The sequence below is a fragment of the Mesorhizobium sp. LSHC420B00 genome, assembly GCF_000503055.1.
Taxonomy (GTDB): Bacteria; Pseudomonadota; Alphaproteobacteria; order Rhizobiales; family Rhizobiaceae; genus Mesorhizobium.
On sequence record NZ_AYVY01000009.1, the window covers coordinates 118,040 to 138,989 of the forward strand.

General features: G+C 60.7%; 19 protein-coding genes. 13 read left to right on the plus strand and 6 right to left on the minus strand.

Going from position 1 to position 20,950, the window contains the following annotated elements; genetic code table 11:
- The first annotated feature begins 168 nt into the window (after positions 1–168).
- The 3 genes from X760_RS54700 (at position 169) to X760_RS74735 (ending at position 4,313) form a co-directional block, all read left to right on the plus strand.
- Positions 169–885 (plus strand): response regulator transcription factor, encoded by a 717-nt coding sequence (locus tag X760_RS54700; RefSeq protein ID WP_023719226.1) that lies wholly within the window; start codon positions 169–171, stop codon positions 883–885.
- Positions 882–2,291, plus strand: a complete 1,410-nt coding sequence (locus X760_RS54705) for an ATP-binding protein (protein ID WP_023719227.1) — start codon at positions 882–884, stop codon at positions 2,289–2,291. The genes X760_RS54700 and X760_RS54705 overlap by 4 nt, the downstream gene beginning before the upstream one ends.
- 153 nt (positions 2,292–2,444) lie before the next feature.
- Positions 2,445–4,313: an ATP-binding protein gene (locus X760_RS74735; protein WP_198030490.1), complete on the plus strand. Its 1,869-nt coding sequence runs from the start codon at positions 2,445–2,447 to the stop codon at positions 4,311–4,313.
- Between the two features lie 171 nt (positions 4,314–4,484).
- Here the strand turns inward: X760_RS74735 and choV are convergent, their stop codons facing one another.
- The 4 genes from choV to X760_RS78860 all read right to left on the minus strand — a co-directional run bounded on the left by choV (position 4,485) and on the right by X760_RS78860 (position 7,715).
- Entirely contained in the window at positions 4,485–5,666 is a 1,182-nt protein-coding gene (gene choV / locus X760_RS54710) for a choline ABC transporter ATP-binding protein (protein ID WP_023719229.1), read from the minus strand.
- The gene (gene choW, locus X760_RS54715; RefSeq protein WP_023719230.1) at positions 5,663–6,517 is read right to left on the minus strand and encodes a choline ABC transporter permease subunit; all 855 of its coding nucleotides are present in this window, start codon (positions 6,515–6,517) and stop codon (positions 5,663–5,665) included. Before choW ends, choV begins: the two co-directional genes overlap by 4 nt.
- Before the next feature lie 118 nt (positions 6,518–6,635).
- Complete coding sequence (locus X760_RS54720) at positions 6,636–7,571, minus strand: choline ABC transporter substrate-binding protein (protein WP_023719231.1); 936 nt, start codon at positions 7,569–7,571, stop codon at positions 6,636–6,638.
- A gap of 15 nt (positions 7,572–7,586) precedes the next feature.
- The gene (locus X760_RS78860) at positions 7,587–7,715 is read right to left on the minus strand and encodes a hypothetical protein (protein WP_280940418.1); all 129 of its coding nucleotides are present in this window, start codon (positions 7,713–7,715) and stop codon (positions 7,587–7,589) included.
- Positions 7,716–7,808: 93 nt separating this feature from the next.
- Between X760_RS78860 and X760_RS54725 the strand changes: the two genes are divergently transcribed.
- The 9 genes from X760_RS54725 to X760_RS54765 all read left to right on the plus strand — a co-directional run bounded on the left by X760_RS54725 (position 7,809) and on the right by X760_RS54765 (position 18,513).
- Complete coding sequence (locus X760_RS54725) at positions 7,809–8,420, plus strand: thymidine kinase (protein WP_023719232.1); 612 nt, start codon at positions 7,809–7,811, stop codon at positions 8,418–8,420.
- 120 nt (positions 8,421–8,540) lie between these two features.
- Complete coding sequence (locus X760_RS54730; RefSeq protein ID WP_023719233.1) at positions 8,541–8,930, plus strand: cytochrome c family protein; 390 nt, start codon at positions 8,541–8,543, stop codon at positions 8,928–8,930.
- A gap of 212 nt (positions 8,931–9,142) precedes the next feature.
- Entirely contained in the window at positions 9,143–10,231 is a 1,089-nt protein-coding gene (locus tag X760_RS54735) for a hypothetical protein (protein ID WP_023719234.1), read from the plus strand.
- 34 nt (positions 10,232–10,265) lie between these two features.
- On the plus strand, positions 10,266–11,411 hold the full coding sequence (locus X760_RS54740; protein WP_023719235.1) for a hypothetical protein: 1,146 nt from the start codon (positions 10,266–10,268) through the stop codon (positions 11,409–11,411).
- Between the two features lie 24 nt (positions 11,412–11,435).
- On the plus strand, positions 11,436–13,346 hold the full coding sequence (locus X760_RS54745) for an ATP-binding protein (protein ID WP_023719236.1): 1,911 nt from the start codon (positions 11,436–11,438) through the stop codon (positions 13,344–13,346).
- Positions 13,347–13,483: 137 nt separating this feature from the next.
- The gene (locus X760_RS74740; protein ID WP_084642682.1) at positions 13,484–13,900 is read left to right on the plus strand and encodes an endonuclease domain-containing protein; all 417 of its coding nucleotides are present in this window, start codon (positions 13,484–13,486) and stop codon (positions 13,898–13,900) included.
- Between the two features lie 185 nt (positions 13,901–14,085).
- Positions 14,086–15,390, plus strand: coding sequence for a DUF6638 family protein (locus X760_RS54755; RefSeq protein WP_023719238.1), 1,305 nt, complete (start codon positions 14,086–14,088; stop codon positions 15,388–15,390).
- 15 nt (positions 15,391–15,405) lie between these two features.
- On the plus strand, positions 15,406–16,530 hold the full coding sequence (locus X760_RS54760) for a DUF2333 family protein (protein WP_023719239.1): 1,125 nt from the start codon (positions 15,406–15,408) through the stop codon (positions 16,528–16,530).
- Positions 16,531–16,833: 303 nt separating this feature from the next.
- Positions 16,834–18,513, plus strand: coding sequence for a formate--tetrahydrofolate ligase (locus X760_RS54765; RefSeq protein WP_023719240.1), 1,680 nt, complete (start codon positions 16,834–16,836; stop codon positions 18,511–18,513).
- A 71-nt stretch (positions 18,514–18,584) separates the two neighbouring features.
- Here the strand turns inward: X760_RS54765 and X760_RS54770 are convergent, their stop codons facing one another.
- Positions 18,585–19,097: a cysteine hydrolase family protein gene (locus tag X760_RS54770; protein WP_245278593.1), complete on the minus strand. Its 513-nt coding sequence runs from the start codon at positions 19,095–19,097 to the stop codon at positions 18,585–18,587.
- A gap of 267 nt (positions 19,098–19,364) precedes the next feature.
- Here X760_RS54770 and X760_RS54775 point away from each other — a divergent pair, with 267 nt between their 5' ends.
- Positions 19,365–20,351: a helix-turn-helix domain-containing protein gene (locus X760_RS54775; protein WP_023719241.1), complete on the plus strand. Its 987-nt coding sequence runs from the start codon at positions 19,365–19,367 to the stop codon at positions 20,349–20,351.
- A 6-nt stretch (positions 20,352–20,357) separates the two neighbouring features.
- On the opposite strand, the gene X760_RS54780 is transcribed toward X760_RS54775, so the two are convergent.
- Positions 20,358–20,915, minus strand: a complete 558-nt coding sequence (locus X760_RS54780) for a sugar O-acetyltransferase (RefSeq protein WP_023719242.1) — start codon at positions 20,913–20,915, stop codon at positions 20,358–20,360.
- Between the last annotated feature and the right edge of the window lie 35 nt (positions 20,916–20,950).

The window sequence follows — 20,950 nt, forward strand, 5'->3', positions numbered from 1 at the left end:
TTTGATTTTTTTCGGCAGTTTTTCCGGATTGTAGAATTTTGTTTCTGGATTGTTTCTGGGCGGCCGGATCAAGCCGCCGATCTCCACTGGCCAACTTATGGCCTGAATTCTATCGTCTGGCTGACGGCCGAAGCACCGCTTGGGCGATCCACAAATGACAGGTTTCCTGTGAAATCCGACCCCCACATACTGATCGTCGACGACGACAAGGGCATTCGCGACCTGCTTCAGGAATTTTTCCAGAAGCGAGGGCTGCATACATCGGTCGCCGCCGACGGCACCGAGATGGAGACCGTGCTGCGCCGCGCCCAGGTCGACCTGATCGTTCTGGACGTCATGCTGCCCGGCAAGAGCGGCCTGGAGCTCTGCCGCGAGTTGCGCGCCAATTATTCGACACCGATCATCATGCTGACCGCGGTCACCGAGACCACCGACCGCGTCGTCGGCCTGGAGATGGGCGCCGACGACTACGTGCCGAAACCCTTCGATCCGCGCGAGCTGCTCGCACGCATTCGTGCCGTCTTGAGGCGTAATGGCACCGCCGAACCACGACGTGCCGCTTCGCGGCAGATCTACCATTTCGCCGGCTGGACGATGGACTGTTCGCGCCGCCGGTTGATGGCGCCCGGCGACGTCAGGATCGAGCTGACGATGGCCGAATTCAATCTGCTGCAGACCTTCGTCAAGAGCGCGCAGCGCGTACTGAGCCGCGAGCAGCTCATCGAGCTGTCCGGCGGCGACAGCGGCTACAGCTTCGACCGCAGCGTCGACATTCTGGTCAGCCGGCTGCGGCGCAAGATGGAGGACGACCCGAAAACGCCGAAGCTGATCCTGACGGTGCGCAGCGGCGGCTATCAGTTCCTGCCTGAGACGACCTCCGAATGAGACGCATTCTGCCGCAAACGCTGCCGGCCTGGGTGCTGCTCATCGTCATCGCCGGCCTGCTGATCAGCCAGATCGCGACCCTCTACATCGTTTCGCGCGACCGTGCCGCCGCCAATGACGTCGTCGATCTCTACCGGCTCAACGACCGCGCCTTCTCGCTGGTACAGCTGATGCATGATGCCACCCCGGAACAGCGCAAGGCGACGGCCTCCGGCTTGTTCAACGCCACTTACGCGCTCACCGTCTCCGGCACGCCCGCTGTTACTTCGTCGATAGCCGGCGACGACGAGCTGGCCGAATTGGAGGACATATTGGTCGGCCGGCTATCGAAGTTCGGCATCACCGACGCGCGGGTCCGCCGCGACCCGGCAACGCACGAAGCCGACGCTCCCGGTGGGACGGTCGCCGGTCCCGATGTTGGCCAGGTCGAGCGCGACCTGCTGGTGCTGGCCGCCGATTTCGCCCAGAGCGACAAGCTGACCGCTTCGCTTCGCTTTGCCGACGGCCAATGGCTGAACTTCACCGAACCGAACACGCCGGCCGGGCCGATACTGAGCTTCGATAGCCTGCCGCTCTATGCCTTGATCGCCGGGCTGGTGGTGGCTTCCTCGATCTGGTCGCTGCGCCGGCTGACGGCGCCCTACCGGATGATGGAGACCGCGGTGAAGCGGATCGGCGAGGACCTGAAGAGCCCGCCGATCGCCGAGAGCGGCAGCCGCGAGGTGCGTACCGCGGCGAAGGCGGTCAATGCCATGCAGGCAAGGCTGCGCGCCTATGTCGAGGACCGCGAGCACCTCGCTGCGGCGCTCGCGCACGACCTGCGCACGCCACTGACCAGGATGCGGCTGCGCCTCGAACTGCTCAGGAATTCGACCATTCGCGCCGCACTGGGGCACGACCTGGCCGACATCGAAGGCATTGCCAGCTCGGTCATCGACTTCGCCACTTTCGAGGTGACCGAGGAGAAGAGCGAGAGGATCGATTTCTGGTCGCTCGTCGAATCGGTCGCCGACGGCTTCGAAGAGGTCTCGTTCGACAATGACGATGCGCGCTCGCGCGGCCTGATCTGCATAGCGCGCCCAGTCGCGCTCCGGCGCTGCGTCACCAATCTCGTCCAGAACGCGGTGACCTATGGCAAGAAGGCGCATCTCAACCTGCGCCAATCGGACAGGACCATCGCGCTGGCGATCCGCGACGAGGGGCCGGGCATACCGCAGGCCGAGCTCGACGCCGTGTTCGGCTCGTTCGTGCGCCTGGAACAGTCGCGCAACCGCCAGACCGGCGGCCTCGGCCTCGGCCTGACCATCGCCCGCAACATCGCCCGTAGCGCCGGCGGCGAGGTCAGCCTGTCCAATCACCCCGATGGCGGCCTGTTGACGGAACTGAGATTGCCGCTGGCGATATAAGCGTTAACGGCCTTTCATCGCCATGACCGACGCTCCAACCTAGAGTTTATTGTGTGCCCACTCTTTCGCGTTCGGGACGAACTCGACTACTATAGGATGATCGTCTGGCCGACCTGTCATCACAAGATAGTCGCCATGTCGTCAGGGGGACTAATGTCAGAGCCGTTGAATATCAAAGAACAGATTTCCATAGCCGTGTCGCTAGCAGAAGGGCAGTTTCGAGAATTCAAAAGCGCTTACGCTGGTCCGCCAGGACAAAAAACAAAAAGGGTACTCAGGGATATATGCAAAGACGTTGGTGAAGCCCTGGTCGCGTTCGCGAACGCGGACGGAGGCGAGTTGCTTATTGGAGTCGAAGATGATGGAGCGTTAACTGGAACCGATGATTTTACCGCCGAAGAGATCGCTCGAATTAAAGATGCGCCCAAATCTCATGTCCATAAAGACACACAATTGCAATCAGTCCTCTGTCGAGATACCCAGATCGACGGAAAAAGAGTAATCTATTTTCGTATCCCAAAAGGTACAAAGCACATCTATCTCACTTCAGACGGCCGCTGCCTAAAACGAAATGATTTAGAGTCCGTGCCTGTTCCTGCGGAGCAGATTCAGTTCGACCGGCGAGAAGTCTCTTCTCGTGAATATGATCGCGAGTTCGTAGATGGCGCCTCAGTTGCCGATCTCGAACCCGAAATGCTCAAGATAGTAGCAGAGCAAGTTTCGCAGGGCATCAGCATAGACAAATGCCTACAATATCTCGGGCTTGCCGAATATGATGCCGGCAGCGGCCTGCGAGTTCGCAGAGCGGCATTGTTACTCTTTGCAAAGTCGTCAGACCGATGGCACCCACGTGTTCAGGTACGCATACTGAGGGTAAGCGGTACAAATCTCGGCGCCGGCGCGTCATATAACGTGACAAGCGACTCGACTGTAAAAACAAATATATTTAGGCTAATTGACGAAGCATGGGATAACCTTAGGCTTCATTTGGTTACTACACGATTTCAGGAAGACGCTAGATTTAGAGCTACATACATCTACCCAGAGGTAGCATGCCGAGAAGCCTTGGTGAATGCAATCGCCCACCGAGATTACTCGGAGGAGGGGCGAGGAATCGAAATATATGTCTTTGACGATCGAATAGAAATAAAGAACCCAGGAGGTCTGCTCTCTTCAGTATCCGTCGCAGACATTACTTCGCTTCGCGGAGTTCATCAATCACGTAACTCGTATGTGGCCAGAGCGCTTCGCGAGATCGGTGTCATGCGTGAATTAGGCGAAGGAATGCGGCGTATATTTGAGCTTATGAAGAACAATGAACTAGCACCTCCAGAAATAACTACGGACGCGAGCTCGTTTGCTTTGGTTTTACACCATAGACCGATGTACAATAAGGATGAAGCACTTTGGCTAGAGCAATATGAAGGGCTTCAGCTTTCATCGGACGAAAAGGCTGTTATACTGATGGGTAGGCGAGGAGATTTGATTTCACCGAATGAGATTATTCGGACAATCGGTATCGTTGACACAGAAAACTACCGGCAGATTGTTCATTCTCTCCAGACAAAGGGGATATTTGAAACTGCACTCCCAAAGATGAAAGCTAAGCAACTCTCGCAGCGTAAGGGAGTTGGGGTTCGTGATATTCCGAGATTTAAAGTTAGACCGGCAAAGGACGCTGCCCACCGACGCGAGCCATCACAGGGACGCCAGCCGTCCCATAAAATTTACAAAGCTACCCCAGAGAGAATTGTGGAGAGCAAAGAGAAGGGCCTATACATCGGCAATATCCCACCAAATACGTCAGAGCGTGACATTATCATGGCCTTCAAAGAATATGACCAGCCTGCAACTGTGATTATTCCGAAAACTGGGGCGTTAAGCAGAGGTTTTGCTTTTGTAGAATTTGATGATGTTGCGACCGAACAGAAAGCTGTCGGCGCCGATATAATCTTAGGTGGAAGAAAACTTATTGTTAGGTGGAAAAACCCTCGAAGGCTGACTCCGGAAGCTAAGGAGTGAAGTACTTTAGTTCCTGTCACTCATAGGCGTATCGCCCACATTCCTATCCTATCCGCCGCGTTAGTTTGCGCTGGCGGTGCGGCGTGCGGCCATGTAGGCGAGTCGAAGCCACCCATTCCGAATTTCATCGGCGCGCCGACACCATGGACATGTCCGGAGACTGAACGAGATCTACCTTCTCAATACCGCGCTCAGCACATCCCTGACGCCGATGGCGCCGACGAAGCGCGACTGGTCGTCGAACAGCGCCACCGGTGCGGTCTGCGAGCGATGCATGGCCAGCATCACGGTCTTCAGCGAGGTGCCGGGATTGGCCCAGAATACCTGAGCCGTCTCCTCCGGCTGGGCTTCGACATCGGCGCAGGACACCCAGACCGCCGGCTTGCCGTCGCGCTCGGCCGCCGCCACCAGCCCATGCTCGTCGATCTTGAAGCGCGTCGTCTTGCGCCGGTCGAGCCACACCCAGCCGTTCTCGCCGTGCTCGAGGTCGCGGCGGTCGCGCATGACGTTCCACGCGGTCAGCACCGACAGCGGGTTCACATTGGCGATGAAGTCGCGGACATAGTCGTTGGCGGGCCGCAGCACGATGTCTTCCGGCGCACCGGTCTGCACGATGCGCCCGCCCTCCATGATAGTGATGTGGGTGCCGATCTTCAGCGCCTCCTCGAGGTCGTGGCTGACGAAGATGATGGTCTTCTTCAGTTCGGCCTGAAGCTGCAGCAGCTCGTCCTGCAGCTTGGTCCGGATCAGCGGATCGAGCGCCGAGAACGGCTCGTCCATCAGCAGGATCGGCGCCTCGGTGGCGAAGGCGCGCGCCAGGCCGACGCGCTGCTGCATGCCGCCGGAAAGCTCATGCGCGTATTTCTTCGACCACTGGTCGAGATGAACCAGCTTCAGCTGTTTGCTCACCCGCTCCTTGCGCTCGGCTTCCGGTACGCCGGCGAGCTCGAGGCCAAGGCCGACATTTTCCTCCACTGTGCGCCAAGGCAGCAGGCCGAACTGCTGGAACACCATTGCCACCTGCTTTTGCCGCAACCGCCGAAGCGTCGCCTCGTCGCAGGTGACGACGTCGACCGTACCATCGCCGTCCTTGACCAGCACCTGGCCGCGCGAGACGACGTTCAGCCGGTTGACGGCTCTGAGCAGCGTCGATTTGCCGGAGCCGGACAGGCCCATCAGCACCGAAATCTCACCCTCGTGCACGGTGAGGCTGGCACCGGCACAGCCCAGCACGTTACCGGTCTGTTCGAGGATCTCGGCACGGGTGGCGCCGCTGTCGATCAGCGCCAGCGAACCGGCCTGGTCGGCGCCAAAGACGATGTCGACATTCCTGAAATCGACGGCGACGGTCATTTCTTGCCTCCCACGCCGATGCGCGTCATTCGATCAAGCACGATGGCGAGCACGACGATGGCCAGACCTGCCTCAAGCCCGAGGTCGATCCGGCGCGACCCGAGCGCCCGGTTGATCTCTGTGCCGAGGCCGCCGGCGCCGATCAGGGCGGCGAACACCACCATCGACAGCGACAACATGATCGATTGGGTCAGCCCAGCCATGATGGTCGGCAGTGCCGAAGGCAGCTCGACCTTCCACAGCAGCTGGCGCTTGGTGGCGCCGAACGCTTCGCCCGCCTCGACGATCGATTTCGGCACCGAGGTGACGCCGAGATGGGTGAGCCGAACCGAGGTCGGGATGACGAAGATGATGGTGACGATCAGGCCGGGCGCGTTGCCGAGGCCGAACAGGGTCAGCACCGGGATCAGGTAGACGAAGGTCGGCAGCGTCTGCATCAGGTCGAGCACCGGCAGCATGACGCGATAGATCTTCGGCTTGTGCGCGGCCCAGATGCCGAGCGGCACGCCAATGGCCATCGAGACGGCGGCGGCGGCAACGACCAGCACCAGCGTCTCCACTGTCTGCTTCCACAGGTTCTGGTTGAGGATGAACAGCAACCCGATGAACACCGCCAAAGCAAGGCCTTTCGAACGCTGCAGGAAATAGGCGAGCAAAGCGATCAGGGCGATCAGCAGAACCGGCGGCAGCAACAGCAACCCGTCGACGATGCCATCGAGCAGGAAGTTGAGGCTGTTGGAGAAAGCCCTGAAGACGGTGTCGAAATTGTCGGTGAGAAAGCCGAAAAACGCCTTCCCCCACGCGCCTATGGGGATCTTGTAGCTGACCAGGAATTTGGAGATCGGATCCATCTAGCCCCTCTTCTGCCGGCGCCGTCCTTTGCCGGACGGTCATCTTGTCACAGGATATGATAAAGGGCAGCCATTTCTACCGTGGCTGCCCCTTGTCTCGTCATGCCAGATGGTCGGGTCAGCTTCCGAGCGCTGTTTTCACCGCTGCCGCCGCGTCGCCGCCGTCGAAGGTGGTGACGCCGGCGATCCAGGGAGCAACCGCGTCCGGGTGCTTCTTCAGCCAGTCGGTCGCGACCGTATTGGCGTCGCCGCCCTTCAGGATCGCGTCCATCATCTCGCCTTCCATGTCCAGGTTGAACTTCAGGTTGGTGATGAACTTGCCGGCGTTCGGGCACTCGGTCGTATAGCCCTTGCGCACGATCGTATGCACGGTGGCGGCGCCGAAGCCAGTGTCGCCCATGCCGTCGAGATAGGTGATCTTCATGGCGCCCATCACCGGATGCGGCGTCCAGCCGAGGAAGGCGATCCATTCATTGTTTTTGATCGACTGCTCGGCCTGGGTGAGCATGCCGGCTTCGGACGATTCGACCAGCTCGAAGCCTTCGAGATTGTCGGCCGGATTCTTGATCATGTCGAGGATGATACGATTGCCGTCATTGCCGGCCTCGATGCCGTAGATCTTGCCGTCGAACTTGTCCTTGAACTTGCCGAGATCGGTCAGCGTCTTGACGCCGGCGTCGGCGACATAGGTCGGCACGACGATGCCGTAGCCGGCACCGCTCAAATTCTCGCTCACGGTCTCGATGGAGCCTTCTGCGGTGTAGTCCTTGATGTCGTTGGTCATCGACGGCATCCAGTTGCCGAGGAAGACATCGAGGTCCTTGTTCTTCAGCGACGCCATCGTCACCGGCACCGAAAGCTGGATTACCTGCGGCTCGTAGCCGAGCGCGGTGAGCAGCACCGAGGCTATGCCGGTTGTCGCCTGGATGTCGGTCCAGCCGACATCGGACATGCGCACCGTCTTGCAGCTTTCCGGATCGCCGGCGAAGGCCGCAGTCGTGGATAGAAAAGCCGCCAGGCCGAGACCGGCGACGAATGAATTCATGCGCGACATCAAAATTCTCCCATTTCAGTTCTCGGTGAAGCGAAGTGGCGGTTTTATCTCCACCTTTGTTCCGTCAGCCAAACACCATTCTGCTGCGGTTTCAAGCACTAAGGCAACCACGATCAACGGCGCAGGCTGGTCGATCAACGACACGCCCGCCGCTTTCCGGATGGAAGTCGTCTTTTCCCGGTGGAATGTAGGCGCTCCCCCTCCCCGCTTTGTTGCAACTCGGCTTAAAAGGACGGCATGGCCAAGCTGTACTTCCACTATGCAACGATGAATGCCGGCAAGACGACGATGTTGTTGCAGGCCTCGTATAATTACCGCGAGCGCGGCATGACGACGATGCTGTTCATCGCCGGCCACTATCGCAAGGGCGATACCGGGCTGATCTCGTCGCGTATCGGCCTGGAGACGGAAGCCGAGATGTTCCGCGACGGCGACGACCTATTCGCCCGGGTCGCCGAGCATCATGACCACGCCACGGTCCATTGTGTCTTTATCGATGAGGCGCAGTTCCTCGAAGAGGAGCAGGTCTGGCAACTCGCCCGCATCGCCGACCGGCTGAACATCCCGGTCATGTGCTACGGCCTGCGCACCGATTTCCAAGGCAAGCTGTTTTCCGGCTCGCGCGCCCTGCTGGCGATCGCCGACGACCTGCGCGAGGTGCGCACCATCTGCCGCTGCGGCCGCAAGGCGACGATGGTGGTGCGCCTCGGCGCCGACGGCAAGGTGGCCAAACAGGGCGAACAAGTGGCGATCGGCAAGGACGTCTATGTCTCGCTCTGCCGCCGCCATTGGGAAGAGGAAATGGGCCGCGCCGCCCCAGACGATTTCATCGGCTTCACCAAAGCCTAAACCAGCGCTATTGCTTTCATCCGACCTCCCGGCTGACATTCGTTCCGCAATCGCGCCATTGCGGCCTTTGTTGAGCGTGCTGCCTATTTTGATCCACTGCCAGAGCCGTCGGGAGTTCCCATGCTTCGAGTAATTTCGTCTGCAACTGCTTTCCTCATTGCCGGCATCGTTGCCGCGCATGCCGACGGCGATGCTGCTCTCGGCAAGAAGGTCTTCAACAGATGCATGGTCTGTCACGAGGCAACGAGCGACCGCGACAAGGTCGGCCCGCATCTGCTTGGTGTCGTCGGCCGCACCGCCGGCACCGCGGACAGTTATCTCAGCCGTTACTCGCAGGCGATGAAGGATGCCGGCGCCGCCGGTTTGGTCTGGGACGAAGCAAACCTTGCCGAATACCTGCGCGCGCCCCGGCAGAAGGTCCCCGGCAACAAAATGGCCTTCTCCGGCCTGACCAGCGACGAGGACATCGCCAACGTCATCGCCTACCTCAAAGCCGATCCCAAGCCTTGAGCGTCGCTCCCGAGCAAAAATCCAGCCGAGGTCGAAGCGGTGCCTGACCGGCCGGCAGTTACAGCGTAATCATGGCTTGATTATCCTGCAGTCGCCTCCTGAAATTCTTTGTTTTCCTGTAATCCCATGTCTTCCGTCTTTCATTCGCCAAACCCGGCACATATATTCGCGGCGGTTTGCGAAACGAAACCGATGCCGAAGCGGAGGCCCCAATGGCGACATTGCAGAATTTCGATGCCGAGATTGCCAAGACCAAGCAGGTCGTGCAGGACATGCGCACCAAGATTGAGCAGTCCGGTGCCGTGCTCGACACGCTCGCCACCGCCGACAAGAAGATCGGCGATGCCAATTTCGACATCGAGAATGCCCGCATCGAGGATGTGCTGAAGCAGCAGAAGGTGATGGAAGGCAATATCGCCGACCTGATCATCGGCCTCGAGGACGCTACCAACGTCTTCGGCGCCGAATTCGAGAGCATGAAGAACTACACCGGCTGGGAAAGTTTCGTCGGCGTCTTCTCCAGCCAGCGCAAGCAGCGCATGCGCACCGACCGCGTCCGCAACATGTCGCTGGCCGGCAATTTGCAGGAACTGCTGGCGAAGTCCGACACCATCGTCGGCATCCTCAAGGCGCAGAAGCAGGTTCTCGACACGCGCTACAAAACCTCCGACGCCAGCCTGTCGCAGGTGATCGAGCGCCGCAAGACCACGATGTCCAATCTCGAGACCGTGCAGAAGCGCATCGAGGAGCTCAACCCGATGCTGCTCGACATCGAGAACAAGATCGCCGCCTCGACCAGCCAGAAGGGGCGCACGCAGCTTGAAGGCGAGCGTTCGAAACTGGCCACGGAATACAACGAGAAGCAGGCCAAGGAGCAAGAATTGCTGGCCGAAAGCCAGACGCTGGAGCGCTACACCTCGATGTTCCAGACCTTCGTCGATTCGCTCAACAACCAGATCGCGGCGCAATCGACGCTGATCAACAAGCTGACCATCGATACCGAGCAGCGCATCGTGCTGTACAAGGCGCTGGAAGATTCGCTGAAGACCGCCGCCCAACAGGATGTCGCCCACAAGATCAACACGCTGGGCAGCCAGGTCGACAACACCGCCGAAGAGACCATGGCCGGCATTGGTGCTGCCTCGCAGAAGCACATTGGCGATCTGCTTGAAATGCACGAGAAGAACATGGTCGCCACCGCCGACATCCAGCGCCGCAAGAAGCTCGCCGACGATGCCTTCGCCCGCCGCTTCGACGACGTGATGAAGAAGCACAATTCGGCAAATTACGTGCAGTCGTAATTGCTGCACGTGCACTGCTCCAAGGGCTGGCAGCATGACCCCCGAAAACGAAGCGGCGGCGCGCTATTTCTCGGCGATCGCGGCGGCACTTGGCGGCCTCGAAGTGTTCATGCGCGACGATCGCTCGCCGCTCTACCGGCACGGCATCGTCGCCAAGATCGTCGCCGAATATATTGCGCGGCTCGACAAGTCGTTCTCATGCTGGCGCAACCGGCTGGGCTTCACCGAGACGTTCCGCATCTCGCGCGCCGAAAGCGGTTTTCCGGTCTTTCAGAACCTGCTCGAGCTGGAAAACGACCGCCTCCAGGCCGATGCGCGCCTCGCCAACCTCCCGCTGGCCGGCGAGCTGCGCGAGGAAATGGCGGACTTCATCCTGCGCCACAAGGAATTTCCCGAAGCGCTGCAGAAATCGATGGCCGAGCGGCTCTACCTCGAAGACGTCAAGAGCGAGACCACCTTTGGCCCGTTCACGCTGGCCCAGACGGCCAAGGTTTCGGTCAATCCGAAGACGTTGCGGCCCTATTATCTGGTCCACTGGGCCTGCTTCGATGGCAGCGCCAACCTGCCGCTGGTCTATATGGTGACGGTCGAGGATTCCTCGGATGACATGATCCGGCAACTGGTCGACTCCGGCGGCAAGCTTAATGAGAGGGTCGACATTCCGCTGCCGGTCGACGGCCTGCTCAATCCCGAGCTCGCCCACCGTTTCGACGATTTCACCGAGAAGAATTCCGCCTACACGCTGTCGCCGGCGACCATCGCGGTCAACCTCGACAAGGATTTCGAACCGCTGCATCCCAAGCAGCTGCGTCGCGTCGTGCTCGGCCCGTTCTATTCTGCAGGGATTACCGACAACAATTCGACGGTAAGCGAAGTGCTGGCCAAGGTGCGCAAGCCGGAAAACGCCTGGCTGCTGACCTGGACCATCCAGGAGGTCTTTTCCAAGGCCGAGAAGCCAGGCCGCAAGGGGCTGTTCTCGAGCGAAAAGACGACGCAGGAATTCTTCATCAATACCGACGATCTCGAGGCCGCGCGCCAGGGCGTGTCGAGCTATGAGAACCATGCGCTGATCCCGCACGAGGCCTATCAGGCGCTCTATGCCGCCGGCGAGGCGCAGAAGATCTTTTCGGGCTACAAGGTCCACATCCTGTCCAAAGGGCAGGTCATCAGCGACGTCTGACCGTCAAATCGCGGAGCATCTTCCATGGACACCGGCCTGACCACCATCCCGGAAGCGGCAATTGAAAAGCACCGCGCAACTGCGCAAAGTTTCATCACCCGCATCGTCGTGCTGGAAGACCCATCGCGCGAGTCCGGCACAGCGCTTGCCGGCACCAACCGCCGCTTCGTCTCGACCGTCTCGGTCGGCTCGGTTCGCCGCACGCGCGAGGTCGAGCTCGCCAAAACCGTCGCCGCCGTCCATCCCGACGACCAATTGCTGACCATACCGCAGCACATGCTGTTGTTTCGCGCTCGGCGCGGGGCGGCAATAGCGCTAGCCATATCGGATGTCTTCGCCGAAGGCTCGGACCTCGAAAGCCTGCAGGCGAAAAACGCCCGCGCGCCGCTCGAAGGCGACGAAGCTGCCACCTTCAAGAAGCTGCTGTCGGCCTCTGCCTACATCTCCGCCTTCAGCCTCGCCTCCTATTTGTTCCAGCTGATCGACAGCGACGGCGAGGCGCCGAACGACACGCCCGAGCCGGACTTTCTGTTCGACACCCCGCAGGATGCGGTGAAGTCGATCGTGGCCGGGCTCGACAGGGCGATAGCAGGTTCGAAGGACGACGCCGACCTGATGACCCGCGCCCGCGCCTTTGCCCGCGTAGCCATCGACGGGCTGTTGGCGCGAAAGGGCCGCTTCGACGGCATCGGCCCGTTCGAGAACGCCCATATCCGCATCGACGTCGACGATTTTACCCTCGATGGTTTCGACGTCGCCCCTGGCAAGCGGGCAAAACCGCTGGTGATGACCTTCAAGAAACCGGAAGAGGTCGTCGGCAACCACATCGCCAAGTACCAGTCGGTAAAGCTCGCCAAGATGCTGATGGCGTACGACTTCGAGCGCGAGCTGAACCCATTCGTCGAGCTTGGCGGCTTCCTGTTCACGTTTATCGGCGACGGCGCGCCCGGCACCGGCAAGACGACGCTGATCCAGATGATCGCCGGCCTTCTCAACGGCTACAGCCAAGTCGCCGGCTATCCCTTCGCCTACGAAAATTTCGGCGTCGACCAGATCTCCTCCTACCAGGGCAAGTCCGGCCAGAACTGCCGCCAGTTCATCAACAATGTGCTGAACCCGCGCGTCATCGGCTTCGGCACCATCGACGATATCGACCAGGTCGCCGCACGCCGCTCAGACGACCGCGCCTCGGCCGGCCAGCAGGAAATCACCGGTGTGCTGATGGACGCTTTTGCCGGTGCGGCAACCGTGGTGCGCGGCAATTGCTCGTTCGGCATGTTTTCCAACTATCCCGAAAACGTTGACGACGCATTGCGCCAGCGCGCCGGCGCCCGCTGGCTGGTCGACGGCCCGCAGAGCCGCGACGACTACATCGACATCTTCGTCCTGCTCGCGGGCAAGAACCACAAGATCCCGCTCGGCGACCACAAGCTCTATGCCGCTCAGGAAATCCAGCGCGCGGTGATGGAGGCTTACGAGGAGCATGAGAAGCCGCAGGAAGACGGGCTGATGAAGGTCTATGAGCGCTACATGAAGGACAACGGCGCGCCGAAGTCGATGGCCGATATCGGCACCTATCTGCACTTGATCAAGGATGCCGAGCCGCGTTTCACCGGACGCGCCATCAAGAACGTCACCGACGCGATCAAGATGCGCGCCATGGACATCGAATTGCCCGACGAGTGGTTCGAGAAGCCGGAAGCCTTCATGCACAAAAGCTACGACGACAAGAAGGCGATGATCGAGGAACTGCGAGGGCCGTTCTCGATGGACATGGTCATGCAGGAGATCAACCGCTATGCGGATTCCGAATTCCGCTATTCCGACAAGTCGGACGATGCGGCGGTGAGCAAGATGATCCGCGACACCCGTCTGCGGGAGCGTGCCGTCCGCGAGATCGAGGAGTTGAAGAAGAAGGGAATGTGGAATGCGTGATCTTCCTTCTCACCGGATAGCACTGTTTCCGGTGCGATGCATAAGCTCCCACAGCAACGCTGAAAGACGTGGCTCAAACGCTGACGCCCCCCTCTCCCCGTTCTTCACGGGGAGAGGGTAAGGGTGAGGGGCAGCGCATGCGTGGGCCAGAAATAGACACAACCAAGCGCGCAAGGCGCCTGCGTCAATCCGACAACGATGCAGAAACCGCGCTCTGGCTGGAGTTGCGCGACCGCAGACTGAACGGCCATAAATTCGTACGGCAGTTGCCGATAGGCTCTTACTTCGTCGATTTCGCCTGCAGAGACTGCCAGCTCGTCGTCGAAGTCGATGGCAGTCAGCATGTCGGCAGCCAATATGATCGAATCCGAGATCGCTTCATCGTCTCCGATGGCTGGTCTATCCTTCGCTTTTGGAACGTAGACGTATTGAAGGAGCGGGAAGCAGTCCTTGAAACAGTGGTGGCTGCGATCGAAGGGCGCCTCGAACGCCATATCGAAACGCGTGATCTTCGATTTGTCGCCGCCAAAGGCTATGGAGAGACATGTCCTTGACCGTTTGCGCTGCCCCTCACCCTTACCCTCTCCCCGTGAAGAACGGGGAGAGGGGGGCGTCAGCGTNTGTCCTTGACCGTTTGCGCTGCCCCTCACCCTTACCCTCTCCCCGTGAAGAACGGGGAGAGGGGGGCGTCAGCGTTGGAGCTCGGTCATCCAGCGCAAGATCCGTTGGGACTACGCGCATGAGTCCCGCCAAGAAACCCGACCTGCTACGCGACAACGAGCTGATCTACGGCCGGCTGCTGACGGTCGACGAGCCGCATCTGATCCAGCGCTACAACAAGGCGATGGTCGCCTTCGGGCTGAAGCCGACCAAGCTGAAAAGCTTCGAGATCGACCGTACCGGCTTTTCGCCGCAGGTCGCCGAGGAATGCGGCGACTACAGCTACCTCGATCCGAACGAGGTCAACCGCCGCTTCATCATCCTGACGCCGTCGCAGATCGACCTGCCGGTGGTGCACACGGCTTTCTCCAACACCTCGCTGCTGATGTACGAGTTCATGTCGAAGAACCAGCGCGCCATCGATGCGCTGACAATCAAGGACGTCATCTACGGCGAGATCGAGGATTCAGTCCCCAAGGTCGACGACATCGAGGATCTGCTGTCGATCAATCAGGTCGAGTTCAAGGTGCTGTCGGCCGAGGACGTGCTGGGCAAGGCCGCCGAGCTCGGCAAGCTGGTCGACCGGCTGAAGCAGGAACCGGATGCCTGGCGCGACAATGCCATGCTTGCACACATGGTCGAGCTGGCGAAGGTCTGCGGCGACATCCGCGAGAATGCGCTGGTGCCGGACCAGGTGATCTTCCGCCACAACGCCTATTGGACCAGCCATTTCGGCGGGCTCTATGTGTTCGTCGATCCGGACGTGACGACGGTGATCAGCGACCCGGCAGCGCCCGGCTTCCGCCGCTCGCGGCCGTGGCAGGTGAGCTATCTCTCGATCCATGACGCCGACAAGGTGTTCAAGTTCCTCGCTTCGACCGGCCGCATCGAGCTGCCGCGCGCCTCATGGATCGAAACCTCCGGCTATCTCGAGCATCGCGCCGAAATGGTGGTGCGCGCCCTGATCCGCGACGCCGAGCCCGACCGCAATCTGACCGACGTCGATAAGGTCTGGCTGCAGACCTGGATCCACGGCCACGCCGATCTGATCACCAGGGACGGCAATTTTCCCTTCCTCAACGCCGCCAAGCGCGAGATCGCCCAACTTGGCCATCTCAAGATAGAGGATGTGTTCCCGCAGCAGCGCTTCCTGGTGATCCGCGCCAAGCCGGACCATCAAGACGCCTGGCTGACCAACCAGCTGATCTCGGACTTCGTGCCGCAGGACTTCGTCTCGCGTTACGTCTTCAACAAGCCGGGCTTCTACAGGGATTATGACGGCTTCAGCGACGCTTGGCGATCGCATGTTGTGGACGTTCTGAAAACCACATATTTGAAGGACAAGGTGGCGTTTCGCACACGCCTCTACGGCTTGACTGACTGAGGGGGTGACATCGCCATGCTTGATCCGATCGTGAATTTCTTCACCCGGATTTTCCAGTGGATTGGCCGCGGCATCGGCTTGCTCATCGGCGCGATCCTGTGGCCGTTCCTGTGGGCGGGGCGCTGGTACACGCAACGCGGCTGGATCCTGAAGGCGGTGCTCGGCCTGGCTGTCGTCGTGCTGATCGGCCTCTACATTAATTTCTTCTACGCCACCCAGTGGTGGAACAATTTCGACCCGAATTACGTCGACAAATACACGTTCGAAAAGCGCAACAGCTCCGCCGGTGAACAGGTCTCTGCAGGCGCCGGCACCGACACGGCCAAGACCTGCGGAAATTCAGCCATTGCCCAGGTTGCGGCCGACCTGACCGACTTCAACGTCAACCAGAATGCCTGGGTGTCGTCGATGATCCTCTACAAGCTCGGCCTGTTCGGCATCGACTGGGACCACACGCCGTTCATGGACAACAAGGCTTCGTTCCAGCGCGGCATCAACCAGGCGGTGCGGCGCACGGCGACCGAGCTTGCCGACAATCTCGGCCGCGTCCGCACCACCTCGCAGATCGACGCCGACCTGCAGGACGCCCGCGGCAATCTGCAGTTCGATGAGGAAACCTGGTACTTCGGCTTGAACCCGTTTGGTCCCAAGACGCCGACGCCGAGCTATTATCGCGACGCGGTGCGCAAGCTGCGTTCCTTCAACGCCCGTCTGGCAGCCTGCCAGGCCACGTTCGATGCCCGCGCCGACAATCTCAAGCAGTATATCGACCGCATCTCGTCCGACATCGGCTCGACCTCGGCGATCCTCAAGGAGCGTGCCGAAAACCACAACAATGGCTGGTTCGACACCCGTGCCGACGACCGCTTCTGGTTCGCCTATGGCCAGCTTTATGCCTATTACGGGCTGATGAAGGGCGCGCAGGCCGACTTCGAGGACGTCATCAAGGAAAAGCACCTGCAGAACCTGTGGGATACGATGGACGCGCAATTCGTCTCGGCGCTGCGCATCCAGCCCTTCATCATCGCCAATGGCCGCGAGGACGGCTGGCTGTTGCCGACACATCTGACGACGATGGGGTTTTACATACTCAGGGTCCGCTCGAACATGGTCGAGATCAGCAACGTGCTGACGCAGTAGCGGATTGTTCCGCGCAGCCGGCGCTGGTGAATTTGCGCCGTTGCTTCTGTCGCTTTTCGCGTATTACGCGGCTGTTTTGAGACGGCGGAACCGCGCCTGCTCTGGCTTCTATACGGCGCGGCGACCGGCGCGAAAAAAGAACCTGTAGCAGGGCAGCCGACCGCAGAGGCACTTTCTTCGTAGGAAACATAGTTGCATGAAAGTTGACGCCGCGGCAGCGACAGGGGTAGAACATGCCCGCGCCTGCAGTGCCGGGCTTGCGACCACAGTAATCGAATCCGTTCAATTCAGAGGGAAGCCGTCATGGCCGAAGTGAAGTCCGACATCGAGATCGCGCGCGGCGCCAGGAAGAAGCAGATCCAGGAGATCGGCCAGAAGATCGGCATTCCGAGCGAACATCTTCTGCCCTACGGCCACGACAAGGCGAAGATCTCGGCCGAGTTCATCAAGTCGGTGAAGGGCAACAAGGACGGCAAGCTGATCCTCGTCACCGCCATCAACCCGACACCGGCCGGCGAAGGCAAGACGACGACGACGGTGGGCTTGGGCGATGGCCTCAACCGCATCGGCAAGAAGGCCATCGTCTGCATCCGCGAGGCTTCGCTCGGACCGAATTTCGGCGTCAAGGGCGGTGCCGCCGGTGGCGGCTACGCGCAGGTCGTGCCTATGGAGGACATGAACCTCCACTTCACGGGCGATTTCCATGCCATCACCACCGCCCATAATCTGCTGTCGGCGCTGATCGACAACCATATCTATTGGGGCAACGAGCTCGGCATCGACACCCGCCGTGTCGTCTGGCGCCGCGTCATGGACATGAACGACCGGTCGCTGCGCGAGATCATCTGTTCGCTCGGCGGCGTCGCCAACGGTTTCCCGCGCGAGGGCGGTTTCGACATCACAGTCGCCTCGGAAGTCATGGCCATCCTGTGCCTGTCGACCGACCTGAAGGACCTCGAAAAGCGCCTCGGCGACATCATCGTTGCCTATCGCCGCGACAAGTCGGCCGTCTATGCACGCGACCTCAAGGCCGACGGCGCGATGGCCGTACTCTTGAAGGACGCCATGCAGCCCAATCTCGTGCAGACGCTGGAGAACAACCCGGCTTTCGTCCATGGCGGCCCCTTCGCCAACATCGCGCATGGCTGCAACTCCGTCGTTGCCACCACGACGGCGCTGAAGCTTGCCGATTACGTCGTCACCGAAGCCGGTTTCGGCGCCGATCTCGGTGCCGAAAAGTTCTTCGACATCAAATGCCGCAAGGCCGGCCTGAGGCCGGCAGCGGCGGTCATCGTCGCCACGGTTCGCGCCATGAAGATGAATGGCGGCGTCAAGAAGGAGGAACTCGGCAAGGAGAACGTCGAGGCGGTCAAGAAGGGATGTGCGAATCTCGGCCGCCACATCGAGAACATCCGCCAGTTCGGTGTGCCGGCCGTGGTCGCCATCAACCATTTCTACTCCGACACCGAGGCAGAGATCCAGGCGATGAAGGATTATGTCGCCTCGATGGGCGAAGAGGCGATCCTGTGCAAGCACTGGGCTCAGGGATCGGCCGGCATCGAGGAACTGGCCAAAAGAGTCGTGGCGTTGGCCGAATCCGGCGCGTCGCAATTTGCCCCGCTCTATCCCGACGCCATGCCGCTGTTCGAGAAGATCAACACCATCGTCCAGCGCATCTATCGCGGTTCCGAAGCGATCGCCGACAAATCGGTGCGCGACCAGCTCCACGCCTGGGAGCACGCCGGCTACGGTCATTTGCCGGTCTGCATGGCCAAGACGCAATATTCCTTCTCCACCGATCCGAATCTGCGCGGCGCGCCGACCGGCCACACCGTGCCGGTGCGCGAGGTCAGGCTGTCTGCCGGCGCCGGCTTCGTCGTCATCATCTGCGGCGAGGTGATGACCATGCCCGGTCTGCCTAAAGCGCCATCCTCGGAAAAGATCTTCCTGAACGAAATGGGCCAGATCGAGGGCCTGTTCTAAGGATATCAACGCTCGAACGGCAAAGGGCGCCGCAACGCTGCGGCGCCCCTCTGCCTGCTCGCAATAGTCTCCTACGCCGCGCTTCGCGCCAGCGCGCGCTGGTTGGAGGCATAGGGTGTGTCGTGCTGGGGTACCACGCCGGTCTTCAGGCAATCGATCCATTCGGCGGTTTTGAGAACGGCCGCGAAGCGCGACTGCAATACGATCGTCACGACGCGATGGATTTCCTCGCCCGAAGCGTAGCCGGCGCTGTTGGCGTAGGGCAACGACCCCGTCGCGTCCGACAGGAACTCGACCTCAAAACCCATATGCACGGCATGGATGACCGTGGACAGATCGCAATTATGCGTCATGTAGCCGATGACCGTGATCGTATCGATAGAGTTGGCGCGCAGCCACTCCTCTAAATCCGTGCCGGTGAAGGCGCTGGGCAAGTTCTTTTCGATGTAGTGGTCGCGGTTTCGCCTGGCGATTTCCGGGTGCAACTCGGCGCCATGGCTGCCCTTGGCGAAGACCGATGAGGTTTCCGGTGCCAACTGCTTGATGACCACCACCTTGACGCCTGCCTCGGTGGCCGCGTCCATCGCNCGCTCGCGCCACATTGACGACGCTCTCGCGGAACGGCGGATGCTGGATGGCGAGGTTGCCGCCGTCATAGTCGTTCTGAACATCGATGACGATGAGGGCGCGGCGTGGAGCTTTGCCTTTGGCTGGGTCCGACATGGGGTTTTCCTTTCCCGTTTGGCATTGATGGGTGGACGATAAGCGCGGCGCCGGATCGCAAAAAGTGTCCCGATTGACATTGTTCGAAAGAATTGGGACAATCGGTGTCACCCTTTGCTGGAGCTCCCATGGCCGATCCTGTCGTTGCCGCCATCGCCTTCGATGGCATCAGCCCGTTTCATCTCTCCGTGCCGTGTCTCGTGTTCGGCGCGGATCGCACGACGCTCGGCCTGCCGCGCTTCGACTTCCGGGTCTGCGCGATTGAGAACGGGCCGATCCGCACTGATGCCGGGCTGACCATCAGCGTCCCGCACGGGCTTTCCGCGCTTGATGATGCCGACATCGTCATCGTGCCGAGTTGGAACGATCTCGGGATCTCACCGCCGACGACACTGATCGAGGCGTTGCTTGGCGCGCACGAGCGCGGCGCGCTGATCGTCGGACTGTGCTTGGGAACGTTCGCTGTCGCGGCGACCGGATTGCTTTCAGGGCGGCGAGCCGCGACGCACTGGGCCTACGCGGATCAGCTGCAGGAACTCTATCCCGACATTCTCGTCGAACCGGAAGTGCTCTACATCGACAATGGCGATGTCGTGACATCCGCCGGCGTCGCCGCCGGGCTCGACTGCTGCCTGCACGTCGTACGGGCTCGTTACGGCGCGGAGGCAGCGCTTCGCCTTGCCCGGCAGATCGTGCTTTCTCCGCACAGGCAGGGCGGGCAGGCGCAATTCATCGAACGTCCCATCGCCAGGACCGGCAATGCGGACCGCTTCACCCAGGCTCTCGAAACGGTGCGCAAAACCCTGAGTGATCCGCACAGTCTGGACAGCGTTGCCGGTCTCGCCGGCCTCACTCGCCGGACGTTCACGCGCCGTTTCCAGAAAACGATCGGCACCAGTTTCGGCGACTGGCTGACCGACCAGCGTGTGCAACTGGCGCAGCGGCTGCTGGAAGCAACGGAAAAATCGATGGATACGGTTGCCTTCGAGGCCGGCTTCGGCAGCGCCACCTCGCTGCGCCAGCATTTCGCAGCGCGGCTCAGAACCTCGCCCGTGCAATACCGGCGCGAATTCTCGAGGAGTGTCGATTTGGATAGACGCGGCGCTTCACGCTGATCCGGCTCACCCGCTCCTGATTACCCGTGCCGGATTGCCGACCACCGTGGTGTTCGCCGCCACGTCGCGCGTCACCACGGCACCGGCGCCGACGATGGCGCCATCACCGATCCTGACCCCGCCGAGGATGATGGCACTGCCGCCGATCCAGACATTGTCGCCGATCTCGACCGGCCTGGCGATCTCCAGCCCTGCCCGCCGCCCGGCAGCCTGCTTGTGGTGCTCGGCGCAATAGATCTGCACATTCGGGCCGAGCAGCGTTCCCTTGCCGATGCGGACTTGCGCCGTATCGAGAATGGTGCAGCCGGCATTGAGGAAGACGCGGTCGCCGAGAAAGATGTTGAAGCCATAAGCGCAGTGGGACGGCGCTTCGATCCGGGCGCCCTCGCCTGCAGCGCCGAGCAGCGCCCGCAAGGCAGGCCCGATATCGCCGCGCTGTCGTGGTGGCAGGCTGTTGTGCTCGAACACCGCGTCGCGTGCCGTGATCCGCAGCGCCTCCAGTTCCGGGTCGAGGCAGCAATACCACTCGCCCGCCGCCATTTTCGTGCGTTCGCTCCCCGTCATGGCCGCAACTCCAGTCTCAATCTTTGCCAAGCACA